This is a genomic window from Rhodococcus sp. B7740 (assembly GCF_000954115.1).
Classification (GTDB): domain Bacteria; phylum Actinomycetota; class Actinomycetes; order Mycobacteriales; family Mycobacteriaceae; genus Rhodococcoides.
Genome location: NZ_CP010797.1, coordinates 1,989,518 through 2,011,360 on the forward strand (window position 1 = coordinate 1,989,518; position 21,843 = coordinate 2,011,360).

At 66.4% G+C, this 21,843-nt stretch carries 1 protein-coding gene; it reads right to left on the reverse strand.

Annotated features, from left to right (window positions below; translation table 11 throughout):
- Positions 1–63 precede the first annotated feature (63 nt).
- Positions 64–21,837: a non-ribosomal peptide synthase/polyketide synthase gene (locus NY08_RS09230; RefSeq protein ID WP_052683731.1), complete on the reverse strand. Its 21,774-nt coding sequence runs from the start codon at positions 21,835–21,837 to the stop codon at positions 64–66.
- Between the last annotated feature and the right edge of the window lie 6 nt (positions 21,838–21,843).

Here is a 21,843-nt window from a genome sequence, read left to right on the forward strand (position 1 = left end):
GAGGCGACCGACGGTCACCCCCACGGTTGATCGTTCACGCGGTGGTCGGCGTTGCAGTTGGCCTCAGCCTATCGGTCGGCCCGTCCCGATCGGTTCAGGCAGACGGTGCACCGGGGTCCCGTCCTGCATCGACTCGTGGCGGTCACCGTCGACCGAAACGACGGCGACGAGATCCTCCCGATCGTCGGATGCCGACTCTTCGAGGGCAGCGATCGCTGCTGCGGTGAGGAACGCGTGCGTCGTCCATTCCGCGGACACGATCTCGGCGGCGTCCTCGGCCGACTCCGCCTGATCGAGGATCAGGGCCGCACCTGCCGTCACCGCGACCACTCCGGCCAGCACCGCCGCAGCAGTGTCGAAACGAGCGGGAACCGCGAGCCGCGAATCGTATTCGACCGACCACTCGGTGACGGCTCTCGCCGCCAGTGCCGCGAGGGTTCCGTGATCGACGACGGTTCCGTCGTTCCCGACCAGGGCCGGACTGTCGGGCCCGAGCACCGCGGTCCGATCGGTGTAGGTCACCGGTCGCGGGGAATGGGCGGCGATCGCATCGACGATGTCGGTGCGGCCGAGTGGGACGACCGTCATCGACCCGGCCCATGCCGGTACGTCGTCTTCGTCGACGACCGCAACCGTCGCGCCCGTCGGCTCGACCGACGCGGTCGTACCGTCCGAATCTGCCGGATCGACGGGAACGAGGGCCGCTCCCGCTTTCGCGACCGCCCAACGCGTCGCGACGGCCTGAACCCCGTCCACGATGGCGACGGCGACGACGACGCCCGGCCCGACACCGTGGTCGATCAGGAGGCGGGCCAGACGCGACGACTGCTCGTCGAGCTCACGGTAGGTCGTCTCGGCACCGCCCGTGGACAGTGCGGGCGCATCGGGATCGGTGTCGACCGCGGTGGTGAGCACCTGGGGCAGTGTCAGATCCGATCGAACCGGTGCCGAGCCGGTATCCGTGGTCTCTCGGGCGTCGGACAGCACCGCTCGTTCGGCGGCATCGAGTACGTCGATGTCTCCGACGATCGCAGACGGTGTTGCCGCCACGGTCTCGGCGATACGAGTGAATCGGTCTGCCAGAGAGGCCACGGTGGACTCGTCGAAGATGTCGGCGGCGTACACCCACTCCACGATCAGGGTTCCGGTTCCCGACTCCCCTTCGGCGTGCTGTGTCTCCACCGTCACCTGCAGATCGAACTTCGCCGTCGGCTCGAAGCCGCTCACGGGTTCGACCACCAGGTTCGGCAGCTCGAAGCGGGCATCGCCGTGCGGTTCGACCGACAGGACGGTCTGGAACAGCGGGGTGTACCCGGCATGTCGGTCCGGGGCGATGGCGTCGACCACTCGCTCGAACGGCACGTCGGAGTTGGCGAAGGCCCGAAGGTCGTTCTCGCGCAGCGTGTTCAACAGTTCTGCGAAGGTGGCGTCCGGGTCGACGTTCGTCCGCAACGCCAGCGTGTTGACGAACATCCCGACGAGCCCGTCGAGTTGTTCGTGCCCGCGGCCGGCGATGGGTGTGCCGACCGCGAAGTCGCGGGAGCCACTCATTCTCGACAACAACACGCCGAGTACCGCGTGCAGCACCATGAACAGGGTGGCGTTGTTCTCGCGCGCGATGGCGACGAGCCCGGAGTGGGTCGATTCGTCGAGCTGGGTACTCAATTCGGCCCCGCGCAATGTCGCGGTGGCAGGCCGAGGTCGGTCCCACGGCAGCGACACGACCGGAGTGATGCCGGCCAGTTCGTCCGCCCAGAATGCCAACTGCTCGGACAGTATCGAGCTGGGATCGCTGTCCGATCCCAGGACCTGACGTTGCCATACGGCGAAGTCGGCGTACTGCACCGTCAGCGGTTCGGGAGTGTAGGCATTTCCCGAGGCTGCAGCGAGGTAGGCGGTCATGACGTCTCGGGCCAGGGGCGTCATGGACGCGCCGTCCCCACTGATGTGGTGCATGACGATGACGAACACGTGCTCGTCCGGGCCGGTGCGGAACAGGGCTCCGCGGATCGGTGGTGCCGCGGTGACATCGAAGCCGCCGTGGATCATCGCGCGAACACGATCGGCGGTGTCGGCATCGCTCGGCGCATCGACGGGCGTCAGGTCGGGAACGACACCCTCGACGTCCATGATCTCCTGGTAGGGCGAACCGTCGGTGTCCTCCGGATACCGGGTGCGAAGCGACTCGTGGCGTTCCACCGTCGAGGTCACCGCAGCCTGCAGTGCAGCGACGTCCAGTTCACCTCGAAGACGCAGGGCCAACGGCATGTTGTACGCCCCGGAATCGGGGTCCAGTCGGTTGAGTACCCACATGCGCTGCTGGGCGAGCGAGAGCGGAACCCGTCCGCCGGGTGCCCGTCGCCGCAACGGCACGTCGTTCGCGTCGTCGATACGCGATTCGGCCCGAGCTGCGAGCGCGGCAACGGTCGAGGCCTCGAACAGATCTCTGACACCGACCTTCTTGCCGAGCGCTGCAGCGACGCGTGCGGCGACCCGGGTCGCGATGAGCGAGTTGCCGCCGAGATCGAAGAAGTCGTCGTCCGATCCGACGCGCTCCACGCCGAGCAGTTCGGCGTAGATCTGCGCGATCGTCTCCTCGACGGCAGTTGCGGGAGCGCGGAACGTCTTGACCTCGAACACCGGTTCTGGCAATGCTTTTCGGTCCAGCTTGCCACTGGTGTTGAGCGGGAACTCCGAGAGCACCATCACCGTGGACGGCACCATGTATGCCGGCAGGGCACCGCCGACGAACGTGCGCACCTCGGCCGGGTCAAGCGTTCGGTCCGGCCCGGGAACGACGTAGCCCACGAGCTGATCTCCGGCACCTGTCGTCGCGACCACCGCGGTGGCCTGATTGACGTCGGGATGAGTCAACAGCGCGGTCTCGATCTCGCCGAGTTCTATGCGCTGGCCACGGAACTTGACCTGGAAGTCGGTGCGTCCGATGTACTCGAGCACCCCGACCGCGTCCTGGCCCGGACGCCATCTGACCAGGTCACCGGTGCGGTACATCCGGTCACCGTTGGTGACGAACGGGTTGGCCACGAACCGGTCCATCGTCAGGTCGACGCGGCCGAGGTAGCCGTCGGCGAGCTGGGTGCCCGCCAGATACAGCTCACCCGCGGTTCCTGCTGCCACCGGGTGCAGTCGCCCGTCGAGAACGTAGGCCTGGGTGTTCCACTCCGGCGCACCGATCGGAACCGTCGAGACATCCCCCGGCCCGGTCTCCCAGAACGTCACCGTCACGGCGGCTTCGGTCGGCCCGTACAGGTTGTGAATGCCGGCCGAGCTGATCGCTCGGAAATCGGTCACCGTTTCCGGCGGTAGCGCTTCGCCGACCACGAACACGTGCCGAAGCGAACGGCACTGTTCCGCTGTGGCGTACGCGGCGAACACCGTGAGCATCGACGGTACGAAATCGGTGATGGTCACGCCGTGCCGAGCGATCCGATCGGCGACGTACGCGGGATCGCGATGGCCGTCCGGTGTGGCCAGAACAACCGTTGCACCGACCCAGAGCGGTAGAAAGAATCCCCACAGCGACACGTCGAATGTCGTTGCAGTCTTCTGCATGTAGACATCGTTGGCGTCGAGCGAATACTGCTGCACCATCCAGGCCATCTCGTTGACGACGGCTCGGTGCGACACCGCAACGCCCTTGGGTCGTCCCGTCGATCCCGAGGTGAAGATGACGTAGGCGGTGTTTCCCGGGCGCACCGGTGCCAGTCGATCGGCGTCGGTCAACGCACCGGTCGCGTGAACGGTGAGGTCGAGAGTGTCGAGCTCGAGAATCGGGAAACGCTCGGGTAGACCCGCCCGATCACCACTGGTGGAGAGGACGACGACCGGCTCCGCGGTGTCGAGGATGTACTCGATTCGATCCGAGGGGTGGTCCGGATCGATGGGCACGTAGGCACCACCGGCTTCGAGGACGGCATAGATGCCGACCATGAGGTCGATCCCGCGCCGCATTCCGAGTGCGACGAGCGATTGCGGCCCGACACCGAGAGACACCAGGTGTCGCGCGAGGCAATTGACTCGATCCGAGAAATCCGCATACGTGACGGTCGTGTCCTCGAACACCACTGCCGGCGCATCCGGATTCGCAACCACTCGGGCCCGGAACTGCTCGGTCAGCATGACGCCTGCGTCGACCTCGTGCGCGGTGTCGTTCCAGGTCTCGATCACGCGGGTTCGTTCTCGAGCCCCGAGTAGATCGATGTCGCCGACCGCGACCGTGGTGTCGGATACGAAGGTCTCGAGTATGCCGACCAGGCGTGCCAGCACGGAGTCGATGTACGCGGGATCGAACAGATCACTGATGTACTTGAGCGTGAACGAGATTCGGTCTTCGGCCACGACGAGCAACGTCAGCGGGTAGTGGGTGTTGTCGTTGGAGCTCACGCCCTCGACGGTCATGCCGTCGATGGCCGCGGCCTGTTGCGTCAGTTGCGCTTCGTCCACCGGGTAGGACTCGAAGATGGTCAGCGTGTCGAACAGATTGCCGACGCCGATCGCCCGCTGGATGTCGACCAGCCCCATGTGGTGATGGTCGAGAACATCTGCTTGTTCACCCTGGATCCGGCCGAGGTACGACTCCACCGTCTCCGCCGGGTCGAATCGCACTCGGACCGGAATGGTGTTGATGAACAGCCCGATCATCGACTCCACGCCCGGCAGACCTGCGGGGCGACCGGAAACCGTCGCACCGAACACGACGTCGGTTCGTCCGGTGATGTGAGCGACCAGCAGACCGTACGCCGCCTGCACCAGAGTGTTGACGGTGACGCCGAGCCTGCCACCGAGCGCTACGAGCGCCGCGGTGGTCTCGACATCGGTCGACGACTCCGCCTCGGCCGATCTCGACGAGATCTCTCGTCCGACACTCGGCGGAGCGACGAAGGTCGGTTCCTCGACACCGTCCAGTGCCCGAGTCCACGCGCTCAGAGACGCAGCCGGGTCCTGTTGATCGAGCCACGCCAGGTACGAGCGATACGTCCGCACCCGAGGCAGCGACTCGGTGGAGCTCTGCGCCGCGTACAGGTACAACAGTTCCTTCATCACCAGCGGCAACGACCATCCGTCGAGCAACACGTGATGATTGGTCATCGCGAGCTTGTACGTGGTCGGCGTGATCCTGACGAGCAGGAATCGCAACAGCGGCGCGGTGGAGACATCGAAGTGTCGACGCTGATCCGCGGCCAGAGCGTCGGCCACGGCAGCGTCGCGTTCGGGTCCGTCGAGATGGGACAGATCGATCGTGTTCCAGGGCAGCCGAACATTCCGCTGGACGATCTGCACCGTCTCGCCGTCCGCGGTCGCGGTGAAGGACGTCCGTAGATTGTCGTACCGGTCCAGGAGTGTCTGCGCCGCGCGGTGCAGGCGATCGTCGTCGACGTCACCGGCGAGGTCGAGCACCACCTGCATCGTGTAGACGTCGATCGACGCGTCCGCGAACAGTGCGTGGAAGAGCAGTCCCTGCTGCAGCGGCGACAGAGACCAGATGTCCGTCAGCTCCGGGTACCGCGCCTCGAAGGACGAGATGTCGGGCTGTGAGAGCCGAACCAGCGGCACGTCCGACGGCGTCAGGCCACCCGAGCCGGGGGCCTCGGCATGCGCTGCGAGCGCGGTCAACGCGTCCGACCACAGCTGTGCGAGCCGCTCGACGGTCGCCTCGGTCACCGCTCCGGTCGGGAATGCGAACGACGCACTCAGTACGCCGCCGTCGTCGGTGTCGAGGACGATGGCATTGATGTCGACGGTCTTGTTGGCTGCCATGTCGGCGTCACCGGCCGCCGACAGCTCGTTGTCCGTTGCGGGTAGCCATCCGAGCGCCTTCATCTCGTCCGGCACCTCGCCGGTGTTGACGCGTCCGAGGTAGTTGAAGCTGATCTGGCCGGTGCCGAGTTCGGAGAGCTCCGCTGCGGTCTCGGGGTTGAGGTACCGCAACAGTCCCCAGCCCATTCCTCGCTCGGGCAGCTCCAGCATCTGCTCCTTGACCGCCTTGACCGCCTCGCTCAATTGCCGGCCACCGGCGAATGCGGCATCGACGTCGATACCGGTGAGGTCGAGGCGCACCGGGAACAGGCTGGTCAGCCAGCCGACGGTGCGTCCCAGATCGGCTCCAGGCACCACTGCTTCCTCGCGGCCGTGCCCTTCGAGCTGCACCAGCGTGGCCGGTGCCGACATTCCGTGCTCCGCACGCAGTTTCGTGACCGCGAGCGCCAACCCGGCGAGCAACCCGTCGGCGACGCCACCGCGGAATATCTCCGGCACGGTCGTCAACAGACTGCGGGTCACCTCGGGTGTCAGTTCGACATCGACCCTGTCGAGGGTGGCAACGACGTCGAGTGCAGGATCGAAGGGACGCTCGCCGAGAACGGGGTCCTCGGTGTCGGCGATCCGACGCCACATCGGCAGTTCCGCCAGGCGCGCCTGGCTCGAGGCCGCATCGACCAACGCATGCGTCCACCGCCGCATCGACGTTCCCACCTCGGGAAGAGCCGGGTTCGCTCCCGCGGACAACTGTGCCCACGCGGAGACGAAGTCGGGAATCAGGATTCGCCAGGACACGCCGTCGATCACGAGGTGATGGGCGATGACGGAGAGCGTGCCTGCTTCGGTGGGGCCGTGATCGACCCATACGAAGGCGAGCATGCGTCCGGCCTCGGGGTCGAGGGTTCCGACAGCGGAATCGAATGCCGTTGCAGCGGAATCCGTGTCGGCCACGGTCAGCAACGAGCCCGCGTCGACACTCCCCGGTGCCGCAGCGTCGAGCCCCCACCCACGGTCGTCGTGGACCAGGGTGGAGCGCACCACGTCGTGTCGATCGATCACGGCGTTCAGCGTCGCGAGAATTCCGGCTCGGTCTATGCCGATCGGCAGTTCGAGCGTGACGGCCTGATGGAACCGCGACCGGCCCCCACTGCGCTCCATCAGTGCGGCACCGAACGGCGGCAACGGCATCCAGCCGATTCCACCGCCGTCGAGTTCCTCGAGCACGACCGCGTCGCTGCCTTCGCCGACGGTCACCGCGATCTCGGCGAGACCCGCGACGGTCTTGCGCTCGAACACATCTCGTGGCCCGAATTGGATTCCCCGTGCCTTCGCGCGGGAGACCAGCTGGATGGAGACGATGCTGTCGCCCCCGAGCGCGAAGAACGAATCGTCGACGCCGACGGTGTCGAGTCCGAGCACGTCCGCGAAGACCTCCGCGATGATGCGTTCGGTATCGGTACTGGCGGTGCGGTATTCGGCGTCGCTTCCGAACTCCGGTTCCGGTAGCGCTCGTCGGTCGAGCTTGCCGTTCGGGCCGAGCGGCAAGGCGTCGAGAGTCACGAGACCGGCGGGAACCATGTACTCGGGCACCGATGCGGCGACGGCAGCGGTGACCGCGTCGGCGTCGATCGTCGTCCCGGCAGCGGGCACGAGGTAGCCCACCAGGATTTCACCGGCCGACGGCGTCCGACGCACGAGGACCACCGCCTGGTCGACGGACGGGTGTGCCGTCAGCGCGGCCTCGATCTCGCCCAGCTCTATCCGCAGTCCGCGCAGCTTGACCTGGAAGTCGGTGCGACCGAGGTATTCGAGCTCACCGTCGGCGGTCCACCGAACCAGGTCTCCGGTGCGGTACATCCTCGACCCGGCAGTGCCGTGCGGGTCGGCGACGAACCGGTCTGCGGTGAGGTCCGCACGCCCCAGATATCCACGGGCGAGTTGAATTCCGGCGAGATACAGCTCCCCGGGAACCCCGACCGGAACCGGGTGCAGGCGTGCATCGAGCACGGTGACTCGGGTGTTCCAGACCGGAGCGCCGATGGGGACCGACGCGATGTCGGCCGGCACCACGCGGTGGTAGGTCACGTCGACTGCGGCCTCGGTCGGGCCGTACAGATTGTGCAGCTCGGTGGTCGGCAGTGCAACGCGCAGGGCCGACGCGACCGAGGCAGGCAGCGCCTCGCCGGAGGCGAAGACCGCACGCAAACCGGTGCAGTTCGAGACGCCGTCGGCGGTGGCGAACACCGCGAGCAGCGAGGGCACGAAGTGGGCAACGGTGATGCCGCGTTGCGCGACGGTGTTCACCAGGTAGATCGGATCCCGATGGCCGTCGGGTTCGGCGATCACGAGCTCGGCACCGATCTGCAACGGCCAGAACAGCTCCCACACCGACACGTCGAACGTGACCGGCGTCTTCTGCAACACCTTGTCGCTCTCGGTGAGTGAGTACTCCGCCTGCATCCACAGCAATCGGTTGACGATCGACTCGTGGCTCACCGCGACACCCTTGGGGCGACCGGTCGATCCGGACGTGAAGATGACGTAGGCGATGTCGGCGGGCCGCAGCGGTGCGATCCGCTCGGCGTCGGTCATCGGTGCAGCGGACACACCTGTGGTGTCGACGGCGTCGACCAGGATTCGCGTGACATCGGATCGGAGTCCGGTGCCGTCTCGCTCGGTCGTGAGCAGGACCACCGGTGCCGCGGTGTCGAGGATGTACCCGATTCGTTCGGCGGGCAGATCCGGATCGACCGGAACGTAGGCACCACCGGCGGTGAGCACCGCATAGATGCCCACCAGCATGTCGACCGATCGCCGCATGGCGGTCGCCACGACGGTTTCCGGGCCCACTCCTTCCGAGACGAGAACTCGCGCCAGTGCGTTCACGCGGTCCGAGAACTCGCGATAGCTCACCCGTTCGTCGCCGAAGCTCGTCGCGATGTTCTCCGGGCTCGCCGCAACCCGGGACTCGAACAGGGACACCAGCGTCGCCGCGGCATCCACCTCGTGCCCGGTCGCGTTCCACTCCTCCAGGACGCGGGAGCGCTCACCGTCCTCGAGAATGTCGACGTCACCGACCACGCGATCCGGGTCGTCGACGAGAGTGCCGAGGACGCGCACCAGGCGACGCGCGAGCGAACTCATGGTCGACTCGTCGAACAGATCTGTGGCGTAATCGAATTGGACGTCGATACCGGCGGGAGCGCCGGATTCGTCGACGTTCTCCCACAGCGTGACCTGCAGATCGAACTTGGCGAACGCGCTGCCGAGGTCGATTCCCTCGACAACGAGCTCGGGCAGCGTCAACGTCTGCCGTTCGAGGTTCTGGAAGGTCAGCATGACCTGGAAGATCGGATGCCTGGCCTGAGACCTGTCCGGTGCCAGCTCGTCGACGAGCCGCTCGAACGGCACGTCGGCGTGCCCGAAGGCACCGAGATCGGCGTCTCGGACGAGCGCCAGTTGCTCGCGCAACGACGCCGCCGGGTTCACCCCGGTACGCAGCGCGAGCGTGTTGACGAACATGCCGACGAGTCCGTCCAGATCGGCGTCGCCTCGGCCTGCCACCGGGGTTCCGATCGTGACGTCGTCGGTTCCCGCCATCGCAGACAGCAATACGGCCAGGGCGGTGTGCACCACCATGAAGTCGGTCGCATTGGCGGATCGGGCGAGGCGGGCGATGTTCGACTGCAGGGCCGCATCGATCGAGAAGTTGTACGCCGCACCACGATAGGACGCCACGGCGGGCCGTGGACGGTCGGTGGCCAGATCGAGCTGCGCCGGCGCTCCCGCGAGGACCGCCGTCCAGTACGCCAACTGAGCTGCCAGTGGCGACTCGGGGTCGTCCGCCGAACCGAGGACGTCCCGCTGCCACAAGGTGTAGTCCGCGTACTGCACGGCAAGTGGTGCCCACTGCGGACTCTCCCCCGCTACGCGGGCGGTGTAGGCGAGCATCACGTCCCGGGTCAGCGGCCCCATCGAGAATCCGTCCGCGGCGATGTGGTGCGCCACGAACGCCAGCACGTACTCGGACTCGCTCAGCCGCAGAATCCGGACCCGAACCGGAACGGCACGGGTCACGTCGAATCCGGCCGAGACGAAGGTTCGCAGGACCTGCTCCACGGAGCCGGCATCGACGTCGTCGACGGCCACCGTCACGCCCGCCTCGGCGGTACCGAGAACCACCTGACTGCCTCGTCCGTCGACCTCCGGGTAGACGGTGCGCAGAATTTCGTGGCGTGCGATCACATCGAGGACGGCACTCGACAGAGCATCGGCATCGATATTGCCGGACAACCGAATTGCCACCGGAATGTTGTTCACGGCAGAGGTCGGATCGAACTGGCTCAGGAACCACATGCGCTGCTGCGCCATCGACAGCGGAACCACGTCGGGCCGCGGACGTGCCGTGAGCGCCCGTCGTGCACCGGTGCCCACCTTGGATTCGACGGCACGGGCGAGCGAGCGAACGGTCGGCGACTCGAATATCGATCGCACCGGCACCTGAGTGTCGAGCGCGGCTCCCAGTCGGGAGACCACCTGGGTCGCGATCAGCGAGTTGCCGCCGAGCGCGAAGAAGTCGTCGTCCAGACCGACGCGTTCCACCGAGAGCACCTCGGCGAACACCGTCGCCACTGCCTCTTCGACCGGGTTGGTCGGTGCGCGGAACTGTACGGTCTCGAACTGCGGCTCCGGCAACGCTTTTCGGTCCAGCTTCCCGTTGGCGTTGCGAGGCAATGCATCGAGGATCACGAAAGCCGACGGAACCATGTACGACGGCAACCGGCCGGACAGAGCCGAGCGCAGCCCGTCGGAGTCCACCGTGGCACCGGGAGCGGGCACGACGTAGGCCACGAGCCGGGCGCCGAGTCCGGTGTCGTCGAGCGCAAGCACCGCAACATCGCCGACCTCGCTCAGCGACCCCAGTGCAGCATCGATGTCGCCGAGTTCGATGCGGAATCCACGGATCTTGACCTGGAAGTCGGTTCGGCCGACGTACTCGAGTTGGCCGTCCTTACGCCAGGTGACGAGGTCGCCGGTGCGGTACAGCCGTCCGCCCGGAGTGAACGGGTCGGCCACGAAGCGCTCCGCGGTCAGGTCCGGCCGAGCGACGTAGCCCTCGGCCAGCTGCACGCCCGCGAGATAGAGCTCGCCTGCCACGCCCACCGGTACCGGTGCCAGACGCGAGTCCAGGACGTAGACCCGGGTGTTCCATTCGGGTCCACCGATGGGTACGGAGGTGCCGCTCGTCCGGGCGACGCGATGTGCGGTCACCGACACAGCGGCTTCCGTCGGGCCGTATAGGTTGTCCAGTCGCGCGGTGGAGGCACGCAGTGCGCGGTCTGCGGTCGCCACCGGAAGCGCCTCACCGATCGCCAGGATCCTCTTCAGACTCTTGGGAAGTGATCCCGCCGACGCGGCGACGAGGGCGTCGAGCACGGAGGGCACGGTGTGCAGCGTGGTGACCGATCGTTCGGCGATCAGGTCCACCAGATAGGCCGCATCACCCTGTGCACCGGCCTCGGCGATCACGACGGCACCGCCGGAGATCGTCGCCACCCAGAATTCCCAGACGGACAGGTCGAACGTCGCTGCGGTCTTCAGCAGCACCCGGTCGGTGCTGTCGATTCCGTAATGGTCTGCCTGCCAGAGCAACTGGTTGACGATCGCGCGGTGGCTCACCGCGACGCCCTTGGGTCGACCGGTCGATCCGGACGTGAAGATGACGTACGCGGTGTTGGCGGCGCGCAGCGGAGCGGTGCGCTCGGCGTCGGTGACGGGCGCATCGGACAACGCCGCATCCGAACCGTGCAGCCTGGGATCTGTGTCGATCGACACGACCGGCACCGTTGCGGTGTCGATGTCGACACCGGCGGTGCTGAGCACCAGCGCCGGAGCGGCGACCTCGAGGATGTAGGTGTTCCGCTCGGCGGGCTGATCGGGGTCGATCGGCACGTACGCGCCGCCGGCCTTGGTGACTGCGTACATGGCCACCAGCAACTCGACGGACCTGCGGATCGCCAGGGCCACGGTCACCTGGGGGCCGACCCCCGAAGCGATCAGGACCCGCGCAAGCCGGTTGATCCGTGCGTCGAACTCACGGTAGGTCAGCGATTGCCGTGCGTCGATCAGCGCGATCGCGTCCGGGTCCGCCTGCACCCGACGGTCGAACAGTGCCGCCAGGGTCGGATCGGAGTCGACCGGATGCGCGGTGTCGTTCCATTCGTGCACGATGGTGTTGCGTTCGGTCGCAGTGAGGACATCGAGATCCCCGACGACGACCGAGGGGTCGTTCGCCACGGCCCGCAGCACCTCGACGAATCGCTCGACGAAACCGTCGATGGTCGATCGGTCGAACAGGTCTGTGGCGTAACTGAATTCGGCCGTCAACTCGGCCGGTGAACCGTCCGATTCGTACTGGTCCGATATCGACAGCTGCAGATCGGTCTTGGCCGTCGTCGTATCGGCGTCGACCGCACTGACCGTCAGCCCGGGGAGCTCGAACGTCGAATCGGCGAGGTTCTGGAAACTCAGGCCGATCTGGAACAACGGGTTGCGGGCGGTCGAACGGACCGGGTTGAGCACCTCGACGAGGCGCTCGAACGGCACGTCCGCATGCGCGAATGCGGACAGGTCACGCTCGCGGGACTGCGCGAGCAGCTCCTCGAACGTCATCGACGGCTCGACCGTCGACCGGAACACCAACGTGTTGACGAACATTCCGATCATGGGATCGAGGGCACGCTCGCCGCGGCCGGCGATGGGGCTGCCGATGGCGATGTCCTCGGAACCGGAGAGCTTGGCCAGGAACACCGCGAACGCCGAGTGCACGACCATGAACAACGTGGACCGATGTGCGCGTGCAAGTTCGGCGAGAGCCTCGTGCAGTCCCGCGTCGACGGTGAAACGCACCGTGTCGCCACGGAAGCTCTGGCTCGGCGGGCGTGGGCGATCGGCGGGAAGCGCCAGCTGATCCGGCAGCTCGGCCAAAGCCTGCTTCCAGAACGAAACCTGCCGGGCGGCAAGTGAATCGGGATCGGATTCGGAACCGAGTACGTCACGCTGCCACAAGGCGAAGTCGACGTACTGCACGGGGAGCGGTTCCCAGTCCGGCGCGCTACCGGTCGAGCGCGCGGTGTACGCAGTCATGATGTCCACTGCCAACGGGCCCATCGAGGCACCGTCCGCCGAGACGTGGTGGACGACGAATGCCAGAACGTACTCGGCATCGGCGACGCGGAACAGTCGGGCATCGACCGGCACCTCGGCGGTGACGTCGAAGCCGCGTCGGAAGAATTCCCCGACGACCGCCGCGACATCGTCCTGCTCACCGGCGGACAGGTCGCGGACGGTCAGGTCCAGGGAGACCTCGGCGGCCGGAAGTACCTGCTGGTACGGGCCTTCGGGCGAATCGGGGTACTGCGTCCGCAGCGATTCGTGACGTTCGAGAACGTCGAGAACGGCCGAGTGCAACGCCGCGACGTCGAGGTCACCCGACAGCCGCACCGCGAACGGGATGTTGTCCACCGACGACGTGGTGTCGAACCGGTTCAGGAACCAGTAGCGCTGCTGGGCCGACGACAGGGGCGGGCGTTCCGGACGCGGTCTCGGTGCCAGTGTCGCCCTGGAACCGGATCCGACGGCTGTCTCCACGTGCGCCGCCAGCGCGGCAACGGTCGGGCTCTCGAAGAGTGCCCGTGCCGGCACCACGGTGTCCAGAGCCGCGCCGAGCCGCGAGACGACCTGCGTTGCGATCAGCGAGTTTCCGCCGAGTGCGAAGAAGTCGTCGTCGAGCCCCACCCGGTCGATACCGAGCACACCGGCGAACACATCCGCGACGGTCTCCTCGACCGCGGTGGTGGGTGCCCTGAAACGACCGGCCTCGAACACCGGGGCAGGTAGTGCGGTCCGGTCGAGCTTGCCGACCGGGGTCAGCGGGATCGCATCGAGAACCACGATGGACGCCGGAATCATGTACCCCGGCAGCGACTTTCCGACGAAAGCGGCGAGTTCCTCGACATCGATCACGCTGCCGCGCACGGGCAGAACGTAGGACACGAGAGTCGTGACGCCGGAGGGAAGCAGATGACCCACCGTCACTGCGAAATCGACGCTGGGATCGGCGGCGAGCGCCGAGTCGATCTCGCCGAGCTCGATACGGAATCCGCGCACCTTCACCTGGAAATCGGTACGTCCCACGAACTGCAGCTGCAGATCGTCCGTCCACCGCACCACGTCGCCGGTGCGGTACATCCGTGCGCCGTCGATGCCGTACGGGTTGGCCACGAAGCGCTCGGAAGACAGACCGGGCCTACCGAGATAGCCGCGAGCGAGCGCACCGCCCGACAGATAGAGGTCACCCGCGACACCGGTCGGAACCGGTTCGAGTCGGGAATCGAGGATGAGCACGGACATGCCGTGGATGGGTCGACCGATGGTGATCGGTGCGCCGGGCGTCAACTCGGCGAAGCTCGAGATGATCGTCGTCTCGGTCGGCCCGTATCCGTTGAAGTACTTTCGGCCCGGTGCCCATCGGGCGAGCAGTTCGGGAGTGGTCACATCGCCGCCGACCGAGAGCACTTCGAGCGAGTCGATACCGTGCGGATCCATCGTGCCCAGAACTGCCGGGGTGATGATGGTGTGGGTGACCTTCTCCGCCTTCAGCAGTTCGGACAGCTCGGTGCCGCCGAGAATCGACGCCGGCACGATGACCAACGTCGCACCGACGGAGAACGCTGCCATCCACTCCAGGACCGAAGGATCGAAGTTGGGCGAGCAGACGTGCAGGAACCTCGAGGCCGGCTTCAGGTGGTACAGGTCGGTTGCTGCGTCGAGCACCCCGCCGAGTCCGGCGTGCGTGACGACGACGCCCTTCGGCTTACCCGTCGAGCCGGAGGTGTAGATGACGTAGGCCGGGTTCTGGAACGTGACGGGCCGCAGTCGGTCGGCGTCGGTGACCGGCTCGGCGGACCGCGTGCGGACCTCGGCCACGAACTCGTCGTCGTCGAGGCTCGACCACGGAAGACTCGGGTGTCCGGCGGACAGCGCATCCGAATGCGCGCTGGTGGTCAGACCGAGCATGGCACCGGAGTCGGCGATCATGTGCCCGATTCGGTCCTCCGGATACGTGGGATCGACGGGCAGGTGGGCCGCACCCGACTTCGCCACTGCCCACACCGCCAGCACCATAAGGTAGGAGCGTTGAAATGCCAGTGCCACAACGGATTCGGGGCCCGCACCGCGTTCGATGAGAACGCGGGCGAGCTGGGAGGAGGTCGCGTCGAGTTCGGCGTAGGAGATCGATCGTCCCTCGTACCTGATGGCCACGGCCGACGGATCGAGGGCGGCTCCGGCCGTGAGTATCTCGGCCAGGGTGCCGCCGGCCAGCACGTCGTCACCGTGCACGTGTGTGAGGCGGTCGTACTCGTCGTCGTAGAGAATCGACAGGTCGCCGACCGGAACGTCCGGTGTGGTGGCAACCGCGTCGAGCAACCACCGGAATCGGCGCGAGAACACTTCGATCGTCCTCTCGTCGAACAGATCTCGCGCATAGACGAAGCTGGCCGCGAGACCGGCTCCACCGGGCTTCTCGTGCAGGGTCAACGACAGGTCGAACTTGGCGGTGTCGACCTCGACGTCCACGGCGGAGACCGTGAGTCCCGGAAGCTCGAAGTGGCTCGGCGGGAGATTCTCGAAGGCGATCGCCACCTGGAACAGCGGATGACGCGCCGTCGACCGTTCGGGCTCGAGCAGATCGACCAGTCGCTCGAACGGGATGTCCGCGTGCGCGAACGCCTCGAGGTCCACGTCACGGACCTGTGCCAGCAGTTCGGTGAATCCTCGGCTTCGGTCGACCTTCGTGCGCAGCACCAACGTGTTGACGAACATGCCGATCACGTCGTCGAGTACTGCCTCACCTCGTCCGGCCACGGCCGTACCGACGGCGACGTCGTCGGAGGTCGACATCCGCGCCAGGAACAGGGCGAGGGCACCGTGGACGACCATGAACAACGTGGTTCCGGTCGACTTGGCCAGCTCGGTCAGCGACTCGTGCACCTCGGCATCGATGTCGAACTGGAATCGCCCGCCCTCGTACGACTGCACCGCCGGACGTGGCCGGTCGTACGGCAAGGTCAGCTCACTCGGCAGATCCGCCAGTGCAGTACGCCAGTAGTCGGCCTGCGTTGCCATCAGGCTGCCCGGTTCGGTGTCGTCACCGAGAACGTCACGCTGCCATACGGCGAAGTCGGCGTACTGCACCGCCAGTGGTGTCCACGCGGGAGAGTCTCCGGCCACTCGGGCCACGTACGCAGTCATGACGTCGCGGGTCAGCGGCCCCATCGACCAACCGTCGGCACTGATGTGGTGCACCACGAACACGAGCACGTACTCGTCGTCCGAGATTTGGAAGAGCTTGGCGCGCAACGGAGCCGACTCCGTCACGTCGAAGCCCTCGGACGCGAAGGCGACGAGGTCGCCGATCACCTGTTCCGCCGAGGAGGCGATCGGGGTCAGGTCCGGTGCGACGGACGCGGCGGACAGGACCACCTGGTGCCCGGTGCCGTCCACGCTCGGGTACACGGTGCGCAGCGCTTCGTGTCGGTCGAGGACATCGGTGACGGCGGACTGCAGCGCGGAGACGTTCAGCGCCCCGGAGAGCCGGATGGCCACCGGAATGTTGTTGACGGCGGATTCGGGCTCGAAGCGGTTCAGGAACCACATCCGCTGCTGTGCCAGGGAGAGCGGGATCTGCTCGGGGCGCTCCTGCGGCACCAACGGTGCCGAAGTCCCGGTTCCGACGTGGCTTTCCAATGCTGCCGCCAGGGCCGCAACGGTACTGGCCTCGAACATCACGCGGACGGGCACGGTCGTGCGCAACTCGGTACCCAGCCGCGAGGCGACCCGGGTTGCGACGAGCGAGTTTCCGCCGAGGGCGAAGAAGTCGTCGTCGACGCCGATGCGGTCGATGCCGAGAACGGCAGCGAACACCTCTCCGACGATCTCCTCCATGGGATTCGTCGGAGCACGGTACTCGGTCGCCTGGAAGTGCGGATCCGGCAGCGCTTTTCGGTCGAGCTTGCCACTGGCACCGAGTGGGAACTCGGCCAGTTCGACCAGTGCGGCCGGAACCATGTACTCGGCCAATCGTTCACGCAGCGCCCCGAGGACCTGGCTGTGGTCGACCGGTCCGTCGGCGGGAACGACGTAGCCCACCAGCTGGTCTCGACGGACCAGCACCACCGCTTGCTCGATGCCGGACAGTTCCAGCAATGCCGATTCGATCTCGCCGAGTTCGATACGCAGGCCACGCAGCTTCACCTGGAAGTCCGACCGACCGATGTACTCCAGTTCACCATCGGGGAGCCACCGCACCACGTCACCGGTGCGGTACATCCGAGAACCCCTGGGTCCGAACGGATCCGCGACGAAGCGGTCCGCGGTCAGGTCGGGGCGTCGCACGTAGCCGCGGGCCAGCTGGGTGCCTGCGAGGTAGAGCTCGCCGGTCACCCCTGCCGGTACCGGCACCAGGTGCGAGTCGAGCACGTAGACAGAGGTGTTCCACACCGGCGCACCGATGGGCATGACTTCCGAGTCCTCGTCCGTGACCGCGTGATAGGTCACGTCGACGGCAGCCTCGGTGGGGCCGTACAGGTTGTGCAGTGACAGTTGTGGCAGGGCAGCGCGCAACGCATGCGCTGTCGTGGGGGGAAGCGCTTCGCCGGAGGCGAAGACCAGGCGGAGCGATTCGGCAGCGTGCGGTGCGCGCCGAGCTTCGGGTACGAACACCGACATCATCGACGGCACGAAGTGCACCACCGACACATGCTCACGAGCAATCACATCGAGCAGATACAACGCATCCCGATGACCATCCGGAACAGCGATGGCCACCGACGCACCGTTCTGCAACGCCCAGAAGAACTCCCACACCGACACATCGAACGTCGACGGAGTCTTCTGCAACACCACATCCCCGGCGCTCAACCCGTACTCGTGCTGCATCCACAACAACCGATTCACGATCGCCTCGTGTGAAACCCCCACACCCTTCGGACGACCCGTCGAACCCGACGTGAAGATCACATACGCGAGATTCGACGCCCGCAACGGAGCCGTGCGCTCGGCATCGGACAACGGCAACGGCGACAGACCCGACACATCGACAGTGTCGATATCGACCGTCTCGACCCCCGCGAACTCCACATGATCACGCGTCGTCGACAACACCCGAACCGGAGCCGCCGTCGCCACGATGTACTCGTTGCGATCCGCCGGCTGCGACGGATCGATCGGCACATACCCCGCACCGGCCTTCACGATCGCATACATACCCACGAACAGGTCCAGACTCCGCCCGATCGCGAGCCCCACCAGCGAATCAGGACCAACCCCCACCGACACCAGAAGTCGCGCAAGACGATTCGCACGCCCCGCGAACTCCGCATACGTCAACCGCTCACCCTCGAACACCAACGCCTGCGCATCCGGAGTCTCGGCCACCTGACAATCGAACAGGTCGACCAGCGTTGTGCCCGAATCGATTTCGGACACCACTCCGGCACCGAGCGCGAGAACAGACGTACGCTCGGCCGGGTCGATCAGGTGGATGTCACCGATCGTGGCCGTGGGCGAGTCGGTGATCGCTGCCAGAATCTGCTCGAACCGCCGACCGAATTCGGCCATAGTGGATTCGTCGAAGAGGTCGGCGGCGTAGGTCAGCGCCACGGTCAGACCCGACGGCTCGCCTTCTGCGGCAATCGAATTCCACAACGTCACCTGCAGGTCGAACTTCGCCAGATCCGCCTCGTAGTCGAGTGCGGCAACGCGAAGACCCGGGATCTCCACCGAGGTCTGGTCGAGATTCTGGAACGTGAGCATCACCTGGAACAGCGGATGGCGGGCCTGCGACCGCGCCGGAGCCAACGCGTCGACCAGCTTCTCGAACGGCACGTCGGCGTGCGAGAACGCCGCGAGGTCGACGCCTCTCACCTCACGCAGGAAGTCCTCGAACGTCGCGTCCGATTCGACGGCGGTGCGCAGAACCAGGGTGTTGACGAACATACCGATGACGTTGTCGAGCACTGCGTCGCCACGTCCGGCCACCGGTGTGCCGATCGAGATGTCCTCGCTGGCAGAGAGTTTGGCGAGCAGAATCGCCAGTGCGGCGTGCACGACCATGAAGGTGGTCGCACCGTGTGCGCGGCCGAGCTTCTCGAGCGAGAAAACCAGGTCTGCATCGATCTCGAACTTGTACGTGCCACCTCGGGTGGTGGCGACGGCAGGACGGGGCCGGTCGGTCGGCAGTTCCAGTTGGTCGGGCGCTCCGCCGAGGCGTCCGCGCCAATATTCCTGCTGAGCCGAGAGGACCGACTCGGGGTCGTCCTCGTTGCCGAGAACCTTTCTCTGCCACAGCGTGAAGTCGGCGTATTGCACCTCGAGCGGAGTCCACTGCGGGTCGTGGCCGTTCGAGCGGGCAACGTAGGCCGTCACCACGTCGCGAGTGAGCGGACCCATGGAGAATCCGTCGGCGGCGATGTGGTGGACCACGAACGCGAGCACGTGCTCGGTGTCCGACAACGCGAGCAGCAATGTCCGGAAGGGTAGCTGCACCGACAGGTCGAACGGGCGTAGAGCGAACTCGAGCAGGGTGGCGGGAAGCTCCGCCTCGTCCGCCGCCGAGATCTCCAGTTCGACTGTGGCCGAATCGGATGGGAGTACGTGCTGGTAGCCGACACCGTCGCGGTCCGGGAACACGGTGCGCAGCGACTCGTGCCGATCGAGAACGTCGGCGAGCGCGGCACGCAGCGCCGTGAGGTCGAGTGCACCGGACAGGGTCAGGGCCACCGGGATGTTGTTGACGGCAGATTCGGGCTCGAATCTGTTGAGGAACCACATGCGCTGCTGAGCCAGCGACAGCGGGACGTGGTCGTGATCCGGCTGCGCGGTCAACGGAATGCGGTGGCCGGTCGAATCCGACGCGTCCACGGCCGCGGCGAGTTCGGCAACGGTCGGAGCGTCGAAGAAGGCACGGACGTCGACGGCCGAACCGCGTTCGGCGTTGACCCGCGCGATCACGCGGGTGGCGTTGAGGGAGTTGCCGCCGAGTGCGAAGAAGTCGTCGTCGACACCGATGCGTTCGATACCGAGCACGGTCTCGAAGATCGAGACCAACGCGGTCTCGGTCTCGGTGCTCGGTGCGCGGTATTCCTGCACCTGCGATGCGAAATCGGGTGCAGGCAGCGCTTTTCGGTCGAGTTTGCCGCTCGCGTTCAGCGGAAACTCGTCCAGGACGACGAACACCGACGGCACCATGTACTCCGGCATGCGCCGTCGCACCGCGTCCGCGAGGCCGTCGTGATCGAGATCGGGATCGGTGCTGACGACGTATCCGACGAGCTGCTGTTCCGACTGCTCGGACGAATGGAGCAGCACGGCCGCCTGAGTCACCTCGGGCTCGGCGAGCAGCGCCGATTCGATTTCGCCCAGCTCGATGCGCAGGCCGCGCAGCTTGATCTGGAAGTCGGTGCGCCCGATGTACTCGATGAGGCCGTCGCCGCGTCGGCGCACCAGGTCACCGGTGCGGTACATGCGGTCACCCGGCTCACCGAACGGGTCGGCCACGAACCGGTCGGCGGTCAGGTCGGTGCGTCCGAGGTATCCGCGAGCGAGCTGCACGCCCGCAAGATAGAGCTCACCCTCGACTCCGCGGGGCGATCGCCGCAGTCCTTCGTCGAGCACGTACAGGTCGGTGTCGTCGACGGCGGCGCCGATGGGAACCGAGGCTTCTTCCACCTGTTGGGTTCGGTAGTACGTGACGTCGACGGCCGCTTCCGTCGGCCCGTACAGATTGTGCAGTTCCGCGTTCGAGATGGAGTGGAACGCGTTGACGGTGCGCGCCGGGAGTGCCTCGCCGGAGGCGAACACCATTCGGAGTGAATCGGCCTGCGCAGCAGTGGGTTCGGCGACGTACACCGAGAGCATGGACGGGACGAAGTGCGTCACGCTCACGCTGCGCTCGCCGATGACGCGGGCGAGGTAGGCGGGGTCGCGGTGGCCCTCGGGCTCGGCGATCACGAGCGTGGCACCGATCTGCAACGGCCAGAAGAACTCCCACACCGATACGTCGAACGTGAACGGTGTCTTCTGCAGCACGACGTCGTCGGTGATCATCGCATATTCGCGCTGACGCCAGGAGATGTTGGCGACGATGGCCCGGTGGCTCACCGCCACGCCCTTAGGACGTCCCGTCGAACCGGAGGTGAAGATGACGTAGGCGAGGTCGTCCTCGGTCAGGGCTCCGCGCCGGTCGGCATCGGTGATCCGCCCTTCCGGCACCTCGGTCAGGTCGACGTCGTCGACGAGAACGGTGACGGTGCCCTCGGGCAACCGAGGCATGTCCGTCGTGGTCGTCAGAACCAGGACCGGGTTCGCGATGTCGAGAACGTACCCGAGTCGATCGACCGGATGGTCCGGGTCCAGCGGAACGTATGCCCCGCCTGCTGCGGAGATCGCGTACATGCCCACCAGCAGATCGAACGATCGACGGATCGACAGTCCCACCGCTGAATCGGGGCCGACACCCTGTGCGATCAGTACCCTGGCGAGACGCTCGACGGACGCGGCGAACTCGGCGTAGGTGCGAGTCTCGTCGCCGAAGACCAGCGCAGGTGCGTCCGGGGTGCGCTCGGCCTGATCGGCGAACAGCGCGTACAGCGTGGTGGCTTCGGGATCGGCAGAACTCGACGTCGAATCGTCGGCACCGAGAACGGACACAGCATCGGTGACGACGGTCGACACGACCGAGTCCAGACCACCTTCGGTGGCTTCGATCAGGCCCGCGAGGGTGTTGGACAGCACGACCGGGACCAGCGCGTCGGGGCCGAGGACGCCTCCCATGGCCGCGTCGAGGGTGGTGATCTCCTCGTCCAGGCGGGCGTAGGTCAGTTCCGTACCGAGGTGCGTGAGAGCCACGCGGTCGGGTTCGACCGCTGCAACGCTCCGAACCAAGCGCGGAAGGTCCTCGACCGTCAGAGCTGCATCGCTTCGACGTCCTACCGCCATCTAACT